Source organism: Ruminococcus albus AD2013 (assembly GCF_000526775.1).
GTDB classification, from domain to species: Bacteria; Bacillota; Clostridia; order Oscillospirales; family Ruminococcaceae; genus Hominimerdicola; species Hominimerdicola alba_A.
Genome location: NZ_JAGS01000001.1, coordinates 2,058,025 through 2,068,755, shown reverse-complemented (window position 1 = coordinate 2,068,755; position 10,731 = coordinate 2,058,025). Strand labels below are relative to the sequence as shown.

Sequence of the window (10,731 nt, the reverse complement as noted above, 5' to 3'; positions counted from 1 at the left end):
GTGAACAACATAAAAACTGTCAATATACGTGTTTTCGGCATAGTGCAGGGCGTAGGCTTCCGACCTTTCACCGCTGTGACCGCCGAAGAACTCGGCATCAGCGGAACAGTGGCGAATAAGGGTTCCTATGTGGATATCTATGCCACAGGTGAAGAAGCTTCTCTTGCAGCCTTTGCCGACAGGATAAGACATGATCCTCCCGAACGCGCCATGGTTCTTGAGGTAGAAGTCACCGATATTGAATATACCGAATTTTCGGGCTTTGAGATAATCGAGAGCGAAAAGGAGATGGGAGATATATTCGTTTCCCCCGATATCGCCACCTGCCCGAAATGCCGTGCAGAACTGTTCGATAAAACGGACAGAAGATATCTGCACCCCTTTATAAACTGTACCCAGTGCGGTCCGCGTCTGACTATACTGGAGTCTATGCCCTATGACCGCGAACGCACCACCATGAAAGAACACCCCATGTGCGAAAAGTGTTCTTCCGAGTACCACGACCCTGCTACACGCCGCTATGATGCACAGCCCGTGTGCTGTAACGACTGCGGCCCCGAGGTCTACATCGTGGGCACCGATATAAAGGGCGGTGACGCCATCACACTTATCAGGCGCGCCATAATGGAAGGTAAGATAGCGGCAGTAAAGGGCATAGGCGGTTTCCACCTCTGCTGTGATGCCCACAACGAGGAAGCCGTTTCACGCCTGCGTGAACTGAAAAGCCGCCCCGCAAAGCCCTTTGCGGTAATGATGCGGGATATGGACACCGTGCGCAAACAGTGCCATATCAGGGACGGTCAGGAAGAATACCTCACAGGCTGGCAGAAGCCAATAATGCTTCTTAAAAAGCGCAGCTGCTGCACTCTCAGCGAGAAGATAGCCCCCGATAATACCACCGTGGGCGTTATGCTTCCCTATGCCCCTGTGCAGATGCTATTATTCGACTATCCCGATGATGTTGATATGACCGACTGCCTTGTAATGACCAGCGGCAACGTCCGCGGCGCACCAATATGCCGCAGTGACGAAGATGCCCTCAAAGAGATAGGCGGTTTCTGCGACCTCATGCTTTCCCACAACAGGAAGATACTTCTCCGTGCAGATGACAGCGTGTGCGACTGGCTTTTCGATAAGCCCTATATGATACGCCGCTCCCGCGGTTTCGCACCCCTGCCCGTCATGCTGAAAAACAAGGCTGACAAACAGGTGCTTGCCGTCGGCGGCGAGCTGAAAAACAGCTTCTGCATAGCAAGAGGCGACCTGCTTTATCCCTCGCCCTACGTGGGAGATATGGCGGATATCCGCACCGTAAAAGCCCTGGAAGAAAGCACCGAGAGAATGTGCGGACTTCTCGAAACGAACCCCGAGGTCATTGTCTGCGATACCCACCCCAAGTACAACACCGTCCGCGTGGCTGAGGATATCGCTAAAAAGCTGGGCGTACCCCTGATAAAGGTACAGCATCACTACGCCCACATACTTTCCTGCATGGCTGAAAACGGCTTTGACGGAAAGGTGATCGGTGTCAGCTTCGACGGCACAGGCTACGGCGATGACGGCACTATATGGGGCGGCGAATTTCTCCTCTGCGATTACCGCGGCTATAAAAGGGTCGGAAGTATACGTCCATTTATGCAGACAGGCGGCGACCTCTCCTCAAAAGAGGGCTGGCGCATAGCCTCGGCACTTATACGCGATGCTTTCGGCGACGGCGGAGAAGTCCTCTGTCAGCGTCTTGGCATATGCGACGGCATGGAGTATAAACTGCAAAAGGCTATGGCTGAAAAGGGTCTCAACTCTGTTAAGTCCACAAGCTGCGGCAGACTTTTCGATGCCGTGTCCGCTATACTCGGTATAAAGAGGACATCCACCTTTGAGGGCGAAGCTTCCGTAGCCCTTATGTGCGAAGCCGAGCGCTGTTTAGCAAAGCGCCACGAGATATCGGAGAATTACCGTACTCCCGAAAAGCTGATAAAGTATCAGGACGGTTTTGTAACTCTCTGTACAATGGCACTTGCGGCTGATATAGCCGAGCGTAAACTCGCCTGCTGTCAGCCCGATGTACTTGCCTATACCTTTCATGCGGTGCTTGCTGATATGGTAACAGCCGCCTGCGAAAAGATAAGCGAGGATACAGGCATAAATACCGTTGCCCTCAGCGGCGGAGTTTTCCAGAACCGTCTGCTGACAAAGCTGTGCCACGAAAGACTTACAGCCAAAGGCTTCACCGTACTTCTGCACAGCCTGATACCGCCCAATGACGGCGGCATAGCTCTGGGACAGGCAGCGTATGGCATTTATAATTCATAATTCATAATTCACAATTAATAATTGCGCGGCGGGGTTTTGTGAATGGCAAAGCTTTCATGCCGCGGACGATAGAATGTCAAAAAATAGCTTAATTTGAAGCCCAAAATAAAGTAATATAAACCAACAGCAAGGCAAGAGCCTGAGCGCCCCTTGAGCATAGTGAGCTGCGGGAGCGAAGCGACCAAAGCGAACGCCGCTCAAGTTTCTCGGGCGCGAAGGTCTTGCCGCGCACAACATCAGCAAAGCTGATGTTTGGAGTATGAGGGGCACAGCCCCTCATTTAGAATAGGAGGATAAATATGTGTGTTGGATTATCTGCAAAAGTAGTAAACGTTAAGGACGGTACAGCCCTTATAGATGCAAACGGCGCAAAGCGCGAGGTCAGCGCCGATCTGCTGGAAGACCTCGAACCCGGTGATTATGTGATGGTGCACGCAGGTGTGGCTATCGCAAAGATCACCTCGAACGACGAGGACGAAGCATTTGATGTAATGGAGGGTCTGCTGTGAACGAACAGGCTAAAAAGGCAAGGGATATAATCGTTAACTATAAGGGAAGACCCCTGCGTATAATGGAGGTCTGCGGCACCCATACCCATGAGATATTCAAACTGGGTCTGCGCAAGCTTCTGCCCGAAAATGTTGAACTTATCTCGGGACCCGGATGTCCCGTGTGCGTAACTCCCGTGGGATTTATAGATGAAGCTATATGGCTGGCACTGGAGAAAGGCTGTGTTATAACCACATTCGGCGACCTTATCCGTGTACCGGGTACGGAGATGTCTCTTGCAGGTGCAAGGGCTAAGGGCGCACAGGTACGCCCCGTTTATTCCCCGCTGGATGCAGTTGAAATGGCAAGGCAGAACCCCGATGAGCAGATAGTTTTTCTTGCCGTGGGTTTTGAGACCACTACCCCCTCAGCCTGTCTTGCGGCTGAAACAGCTAAAAACTGCGGGCTTACCAATTTCTCTCTGCTGACCGCAAACAAGACCATGCCCAATGCCTATGCGGCATTGGAGGGCAGTGCTGACGCTTTCCTTTATCCGGGTCATGTAAACGCGATAACAGGTACAGCTATATGCGAGGAACTTAAAGCCAAAGGCGTATCGGGCGTTATCGCGGGCTTTACCGCAAGCGAACTTCTCACCGCCCTTGCAGTGATACTGAAGAACGCTGAAAAGGACGAGCCTTTCTTCGTCAACTGCTACCCCCGCGTAGTTAAGCCCGAGGGCAATCCCCCCGCACGGAAGCTGATAGAAAAGGTAATGGAGCCCTGCGATACCGAATGGCGCGGTCTTGGCGTTATCCCCATGTCGGGCATGAAACTCCGCGATGAGTACGCCGATTTCGATGCAAGAAAGAAGTACGCTATGCCCGAGATAAAGGGCAAGCCCAATCCTGCCTGCCGCTGTGGAGAAGTCCTGCAAGGCAAATGCAAACCCTGCGACTGCAAGGTATTCGGCAAGGTATGTACCCCCGAACACCCCGTAGGTGCCTGCATGGTATCCGATGAGGGTGCCTGTGCGGCTTACTATCAGTACGGCGGAGTATAAGGCTGTATCTTAATAAACGAAATAACATTTAAGCGCCTGCTGGCGCACAAAGGAGTAAATACAATATGTCAGAAAAAACAGTTACCCTCGCCCACGGTGCGGGCGGAAAGCAGACCTCGGAACTTATCGACAGAGTTTTCAAGGCACATTTTTCAAATCCTCAGTTCACAGCAGATGATGCCGCTGTTCTGAATATCGGCGACGGCAGACTTGCCATGTCCACCGACGGCTTCATCGTTTCCCCCTTTGAATTCAACGGCGGAAACATCGGCAAACTCTCCATCTGCGGAACAGTCAACGACCTTTCCTGCATGGGTGCGAAGCCTCTGTACCTCACCTGCGCTTTCGTCATCGAAGAGGGCTTCCCCCTTGACAAGCTTGAAGAGATTGCGGCTTCTATGGAAAAGACCGCGGCAGAAGCAGGCGTTAAGATAGTCGCAGGCGATACCAAGGTAGCAGGCAAGGGTCAGGTGGATAAGATATTCATCACCACCACAGGCATAGGCAGGATAATGGATAACGCTGATACCTCGGGCACATACGCTAAGCCCGGCGATGCTGTAATCGTTACGGGCGATGTGGGCAGACACGGCTGTACCATACTTCTCGCCCGCGATGAATACGGCATAGATGCCAATGTTGACAGCGACTGCGCACCTCTCTGGGGCACAGTTGAAAGCCTGTATACCGTCACCAATGATATCCACACTATCCGTGACGCTACCCGCGGCGGCGTTGGTACAGTCCTCTATGAGATTGCAGAGCAGAGCAATGTAGGTGTTCGCCTGAATGCAGAAGATATCCCCGTTGACCCCGCTGTCAAGGGCGTTTGCGGTATGCTGGGCCTTGAACCCCTCTACCTCGCCTGTGAGGGCAGACTTGTGATAATCGCCCCCAAGGACAAAGCACCTGCACTGGTTGAAAAGCTCCGCGAGGGCAAGTATTCCAAGAATGCCGCTATCATCGGCGAGATAACCGCCGAAAACGCAGGCAGAGTAGTCATGGAGACCGAGATAGGCGCCCAGACCATGCTCCCTCAGCCCGGCGGCGAACTTCTCCCGCGCATATGCTGATAATTCATAATTCATAATTGTTGGCATGAGCACGACTGCCATGTGCTTATCATCAGTTTGTGTTATTCCCTAAATAACCAAATGTGCGTTCACCGCTGTATTGCGATGAGCGCACATTGTTTTCTGTATAGATTTTTTCAGCGTAGCAAACTCATATCCCAATGTTGTTGGCAAGCACACAAAACTCGCGACCCTGTCAATAATTGTGAATTATGAATTATGAATTATGAATTAAATTCCGGTTGAGCCGAATCCGCCTGCACCTCTTGCAGTGTCGGAAAGTTCATCGCTTTCGCATACCTCGGGACGGTATATAGGCGTTACTACCAGCTGTGCTATCCTGTCGCCGTTCTGTATCACCCTGTCCTCGGCTGATGCATTGTGCAGTGCGACTATCAGTTCACCGCGGTAATCCCAGTCAACTACGCCTACGCAGTTTGCAGGGGCAAGACCAAGCTTTGTCGCCAGAGAACTTCTCGCATAAATCAGCAGTACAGCATTCTTTTCGCCTTCAAGTTCCGCCGCAAGCCCTGTGGGAACTTTCACGGTCTCACCTGCGGGTATACTTATCTCGCCATCAACACAGGCGCAAAGATCGAGCCCTGCGCTGTACTCTGTCTGATATTTCGGTATGACTGCGTTTTCACGCAGTTTCTTGAACAATAACCTCATAACTGTCTCCTTTATTGTACACCGCGGTAATACAGACCCCGTGTTATCTTATCGGGTCTGCCGTTAAGTCCGCCGTTTTCGTATTCTTCGATGATGTGTCTCACCTGTGCGGGAGTTTCATCGGTAAAATCAAGCATAAGTATATCAGCACTTCGGAGGTCGCCAAGCTTATCTGCCATGTAAAGCACCTCGCTGTTGAGTATCTCCACATAGCCCTCCCGCTTTGAACACCTGACAGGGAAGTCCCTGCCCGTACGGTCGGTGATATGATGTATGCAGTTTTTACAGCCTGCCGCCGCCGATATCGGACAGTTCACCGTCAGCATAAGCGGCAGTCTGCCGTAGGCGTATACACCTATGGGCAGGGGCTTTTTAAGCCGTGATATCTGCGCCGCTTTAAGTTCAAAGCTGACAATTGCATCAGCCGCACCAAGTTCTTTAGCCATATTCAGCGCACATGAATTCGTAAGATTGAAGCCGAATCCCGCATGAAGCACCATGCCAAGTTCTTTTGCTATCTCGGTATGGGCAAGGTTTGTGGCATACAGATGGTTTATACCCACGCGCTTTGCTTCTGCAAGTCGGTTAAGCTGTTTATCCTCGTCAAAGGTGAATCGCGGCATCATAACCGCGAGTTTATCAGCGGGGAAGACTTCTGCCGCACGCACGGCAAGGTCAAGGGGGATACAGCACATCTCTGCCTTTTCGGGAGATACCGCACCAAGCTGTTCAAGGTTAGTCACGCTTACACGGATAGTCTGTCCGCCGCCCTTGTATTCCTCAAAGTCGGTGATATCGGACTTTGTAAAGGGGACAACTGCGCTGTTTTTCAGCGCACGCTCGTTGTCCATCTCCGTACAGACTTTACGCCTTAACTCGTTAAGTTCACCGGGGCTGACAAACAGTCCATCGTCTATATCACATTCAGCACCGCCGAAGGTGTATATGGTGTCGCCCAGTTTTGAAAGCTGTTTTATAACTGCGGCTTCATCGATGGCTCTGCTTTTCGCCTGCTGAGGATATCCGCCCTCCGCAGAAACCTCCGTGCCGAGACTGTCCCGTGCTGTCAGCCTGACAGCTTCATCTGCCTTTATCCTTATCTCAAAACTGATGGTATCGCGCTTGTCCTCATAGCGGTAAAGCTCGTGTATCTTAGGCATAGCCTTAGCACCTGCCGCTGCGTCCTCACCTGTGCGCATACCGAACATATCCCCACCCAGTTTGTGGTGCAGATATCCGTCGGTAAATCCGTTGCGGGAGAATACTGCTTCAAGTGTCTGCCTGTCGTAGTCTTCGCCTGCAAGGGCTTTTTTACAGCTGTCAACTGCCATAGCCACGTATTCGGGGCGTTTCATGCGCCCCTCGATCTTCAGCGAACTTACGCCTGCGCTGACTATCTCGCCCAGTTCATCACAGTAGGAAAGGTCTTTCAGGGAAAGGTCATACCTGTCCTTTCCTCTGCCCCCTGCATTGCAGGGAAGTCTGCAAGCCTGTGCGCAAAGACCTCTGTTAGCGCTTCTCGAACCCACCACAGCACTCATGAAACACTGACCCGATACCGACATACAGAGCGCCCCGTGTACGAACACTTCTGTCTCGATGCCCAGAGCGGAAAGCTCTCTTATTATATCAAGAGGGAGTTCCCTTGAAAGCACAGTACGCCTGAATCCCAGTTTTTTAGTGACCTCCATTCCGCGGCGGGTATGTATGGTCATCTGGGTCGATGCGTGAATGTGCAGGTCGGGACAGCATTTGCGAACTATTTCAATAAGGGCTAAGTCCTGGGTGATTATGCCGTCAACACCCGCAGCCGCACAGTGTTTAACAGCCTTTATGCACTCGTCAAGCTGTTCATCGAATATCACCGTGTTTATAGTGCGGTAGACTTTCACACCGCGCTTGTGGCATTGGTATACCGCTTCTTCTATGTCGGCGTTGCAGAAATTTGCGGCGTTCTGTCTGGCGGAAAATTCCTCGCCCCCCAGATAGACTGCATCACAGCCCGCTCTCAGTGCGGCTTTCAATACTTCGGGTGAACCGCAGGGTGCTAGTATCTCTGCCATTTACTTGTTGTTTCCCTGATCGTTTCCGCTGAACCTTGCACCGCCTGCCGCGCCGTCAGCGGGTCTTTTGTTCATAGCCTGTTCGTAGCTGCGCATATAGGGGCTGTCCTGGATAGACCTTCTCTGTGCGTTATTTTCCGCATGGACTGCTTCAGGTTCGGATGTCTCGCCTATTGCCGCCTTGATATCGCCTTTGAGGATATCCTCAGCGCTGACAGCTTCACCCACATTGTTCATAGCACTGAAATTAGTGCGTTCAGCCAGTTCCTTTTCGAGCTGTTCCACTCTTTCTTTCAGTATCTTTATCTCACGCTGTGCACCTGTTGCCTGATTTCTCGCTCTGCCCGCATCGTCAACGTAGTCCTTTATCTGTGTGCGTATATTATCGATGTTCCTGTTAGCCTGTCCCAGTTCGTCCATGCAGTCAAGGGCGGTGAGTACAGCGCAGTCAGTGATGGAAAGGCTTGAAAAACGCGCTCTCATGTCCTTTATGCGCTTATCCAGAGCTGCCGCCAGTCTTTCGGTGTAGTCCTTGTTTTCCTCGCTTGTCAGGACATACTCCTTGCCCATTATTACTACCTTGTAGGTTGCCATATTGTTTTCCTCCTTGTGAAAAAGAATAAAAATAGTTCACTTTACATTATACAACATTTTTCACAAAAAATAAAGACCTTTTACAGAAAAAGTTTTGATTTTTTATTCTGCATAGTGTTCCTTATCCGCGGGATATCTTTTGTACGAAAAAGGACGGATATTACTCGTAAGACAGGTGATACATGGATCGGACTTCAGTCCATTAAAGTGAGTGCTGATGCGATAAATGCGCAAAAAAACGACCCGGCGTTCTGCTGCGCCGGGTTGTTCTTTACTTTAACGATAGGGGATGTTAGCGGAATCTTCTTTTGTTCTTCCAAGCTTTTTTGCTTTTTTGCAAATCTTCCACTATACTGATTATACCATTTTCGTTATGATGCTGCATCACCTGAAATGATGAGTCTTTATGTAGAATATACCGTTAAAAATTTATATGGATTATACAAATAATATAACGGATCAGGCTACTTTTTCATTTGGAAGGAGTTTTTTGCCCTTTACCTGAGCTGCTATACGAGTGATATCGGTTATGTTTATCTTGCCGTCACGATTGATATCAGCGGCCTTGATGCGGCTTGCGGACATAATGCTCTTGCCCTTTACATGGGCAGATGTCAGGGTGATATCGGTTATGTTTATCGAATTGTCAAAGTTTACGTCGCCCAGCTTGTAGCCCGAGAGGTCAGCGGGATCGACAGAGTACTTAACGGTCGCAGAACCTTTGAAATTACCTGTGCCTGTAACGGTAACGGAAGCATCGCCGACATTCCTGCCGCCCTTGTAGGTGAGGGAGTAATCCTTGCCCTCAGTGAGTTTTTTGCCGTCAAAAGTAACGGTCACGGAAGGCTTGTGCTCATTGCCGTCATAGGTATAGGATCTCTGTGAAAGAGTGATCCTGCAGTTGCTGATGGTCTTTTCCTTTGTAGCTTTAACGTGGCCGTAGGTCTTTATCAGCGCATCGACCACAGGCTCGGAGGCATCGTACCACTGGAGAGTTTTTCTGTTGATATAGCCGTGACCCTCGCCGTTATTATAGGTATCATTGATGGAATTATTATCCCAGAGAACTATCGGTATACCCTTGCTCTTAGCAAGATTGGCATAGCTCTTTGCCCACTTTACACGCTCGGCGGTGTTATTCTTGTTAGAAGCACTGAACTCGCCGATAACGACAGAATGACCCTTTGAAAGGTAGATATTGCTGATATTGTTGAAGAGCTGTTTCAGCTCATTTTCCATATTGCTGTCAAATACGTTAGTTGCACCGTATCCTGTATTCATGGTGAAGTTATAGGGGGTATAAGCGTGGATGGATACCAGGATATTAGGGTCGTTGGGGATACTCAGCGCCTTCATGGCAGCAGTAGTGGAACTTGCCGCATAGGTGGGTATCATAAGACATCTGGTCTTGTTTTTGCCGCCTGTTGCTCTTACGGTATCAACAAAATCCTTGTCAAGCTTGTTGACAACTTCTCTCATTTCTGACGTACCGCCGTCCCATTCGTGATTACCGCCGTAATTTCTGGGTTCGTTCATGCCCTCGAAAATAAGGTGACGGTCATAGTTCTGGAATTCGTTAGCTATCTGTTTCCAGAAAGCTTTCAGTTCCTTTGAAGCCGCGGAGTAGTTGGCATTGGTGGGTCTGTTCCATTCATCGTGATGGACATTGAGTATAACATAGGTATCATCAGCTATCGCCCAATCGACAACCTGCTTAACTCTGCTCATCCACGCGCTGTTTATCTTGTAGTTAGCGTCAGCATGGGGATACCAGGTCACGGGGATACGGATAGTATTGAAGCCCTTGGCTTTTACCGCATCGATGAGTGCCTTTGTCGCCTTGGGGTTGCCCCAGTAGGTCTCTGACTCCAGTCCCATTTTTTTGTGACTGCCGCTGTCATGAGCGTCAAGGGTATTGCCGAGGTTCCAGCCCACACCCATATCTGCCGCTATCTGTTTTGGGGTCATAGAAGATACGTCCTGAGCCTGAGCGCTGATGAAAGGCAGGGCAGAAAGCGACATAGCACCTGCGGTAAAAAGGCTCAGAAATTTTTTGATATGTTTTCTCATCAAAAAAACTCCTTTCATTTCATTACATTTTTAGATTACTCTATTGTCACATATTGACATTATAACATATAGTGCAGACTATTTCAAGAAGCAGTCTGACTATTTTTTTAACGTTGGTCGGGTCATTTTTACAAAAATATTTTCAATAAATTATATAAAAATATGGGAAAACGGTCTTTCTTTCACTTTTTCGGCTTATATTTTTATGAGCCGCGGGTCATATTTTCGCGGGTATTGTCAAGATGCTGAGAACTTTCTCACGTATGCAGTATGACACGCACCTCATATCCCGTAGTCATAATCGGCGCTGCCTGCCATCGTGCGCATAAGCAGGAGAAATATCATGTGACAAAGCTTTATCCGGGATCCGCACCCACGTACCCCCGATGGCGAT

General features: G+C 49.9%; 8 protein-coding genes. 4 read left to right on the top strand and 4 right to left on the bottom strand.

Annotation, left to right across the window (positions count from 1 at the left end):
* The 4 genes from hypF (at position 1) to hypE (ending at position 4,938) form a co-directional block, all read left to right on the top strand.
* Positions 1 to 2,313: a carbamoyltransferase HypF gene (gene hypF, locus N773_RS0109225; RefSeq protein WP_024857531.1), complete on the top strand. Its 2,313-nt coding sequence runs from the start codon at positions 1 to 3 to the stop codon at positions 2,311 to 2,313.
* 299 nt (positions 2,314 to 2,612) lie between these two features.
* Positions 2,613 to 2,822 carry a HypC/HybG/HupF family hydrogenase formation chaperone gene (locus tag N773_RS0109220; protein WP_024857530.1) on the top strand — a complete coding sequence of 70 codons (210 nt, stop codon included), beginning with the start codon at positions 2,613 to 2,615 and terminating at the stop codon, positions 2,820 to 2,822.
* Positions 2,819 to 3,865 carry a hydrogenase formation protein HypD gene (gene hypD, locus N773_RS0109215; RefSeq protein ID WP_024857529.1) on the top strand — a complete coding sequence of 349 codons (1,047 nt, stop codon included), beginning with the start codon at positions 2,819 to 2,821 and terminating at the stop codon, positions 3,863 to 3,865. Before N773_RS0109220 ends, hypD begins: the two co-directional genes overlap by 4 nt.
* Before the next feature lie 65 nt (positions 3,866 to 3,930).
* Positions 3,931 to 4,938 carry a hydrogenase expression/formation protein HypE gene (gene hypE / locus N773_RS0109210; protein ID WP_013497296.1) on the top strand — a complete coding sequence of 336 codons (1,008 nt, stop codon included), beginning with the start codon at positions 3,931 to 3,933 and terminating at the stop codon, positions 4,936 to 4,938.
* A 231-nt stretch (positions 4,939 to 5,169) separates the two neighbouring features.
* On the opposite strand, the gene dut is transcribed toward hypE, so the two are convergent.
* The 4 genes from dut to N773_RS0109190 all read right to left on the bottom strand — a co-directional run bounded on the left by dut (position 5,170) and on the right by N773_RS0109190 (position 10,337).
* Positions 5,170 to 5,610 carry a dUTP diphosphatase gene (gene dut / locus N773_RS0109205; RefSeq protein WP_024857528.1) on the bottom strand — a complete coding sequence of 147 codons (441 nt, stop codon included), beginning with the start codon at positions 5,608 to 5,610 and terminating at the stop codon, positions 5,170 to 5,172.
* An 11-nt stretch (positions 5,611 to 5,621) separates the two neighbouring features.
* Positions 5,622 to 7,673 carry a U32 family peptidase gene (locus tag N773_RS0109200; RefSeq protein WP_024857527.1) on the bottom strand — a complete coding sequence of 684 codons (2,052 nt, stop codon included), beginning with the start codon at positions 7,671 to 7,673 and terminating at the stop codon, positions 5,622 to 5,624.
* On the bottom strand, positions 7,674 to 8,267 hold the full coding sequence (locus N773_RS20055) for a cell division protein ZapA (RefSeq protein WP_024857526.1): 594 nt from the start codon (positions 8,265 to 8,267) through the stop codon (positions 7,674 to 7,676).
* Positions 8,268 to 8,726: 459 nt separating this feature from the next.
* Positions 8,727 to 10,337 (bottom strand): cellulase family glycosylhydrolase, encoded by a 1,611-nt coding sequence (locus N773_RS0109190; protein ID WP_043537854.1) that lies wholly within the window; start codon positions 10,335 to 10,337, stop codon positions 8,727 to 8,729.
* Between the last annotated feature and the right edge of the window lie 394 nt (positions 10,338 to 10,731).

Coding starts and splice junctions, on each gene's coding strand:
- N773_RS0109220 (WP_024857530.1), top strand. CDS start 2,613: ATGTGTGTTGGATTATCTGCAAAAGTAGTAAACGTTAAGGACGGTACA.
- hypE (WP_013497296.1), top strand. CDS start 3,931: ATGTCAGAAAAAACAGTTACCCTCGCCCACGGTGCGGGCGGAAAGCAG.
- dut (WP_024857528.1), bottom strand. CDS start 5,610: ATGAGGTTATTGTTCAAGAAACTGCGTGAAAACGCAGTCATACCGAAA.
- N773_RS0109200 (WP_024857527.1), bottom strand. CDS start 7,673: ATGGCAGAGATACTAGCACCCTGCGGTTCACCCGAAGTATTGAAAGCC.
- N773_RS20055 (WP_024857526.1), bottom strand. CDS start 8,267: ATGGCAACCTACAAGGTAGTAATAATGGGCAAGGAGTATGTCCTGACA.
- N773_RS0109190 (WP_043537854.1), bottom strand. CDS start 10,337: ATGAGAAAACATATCAAAAAATTTCTGAGCCTTTTTACCGCAGGTGCT.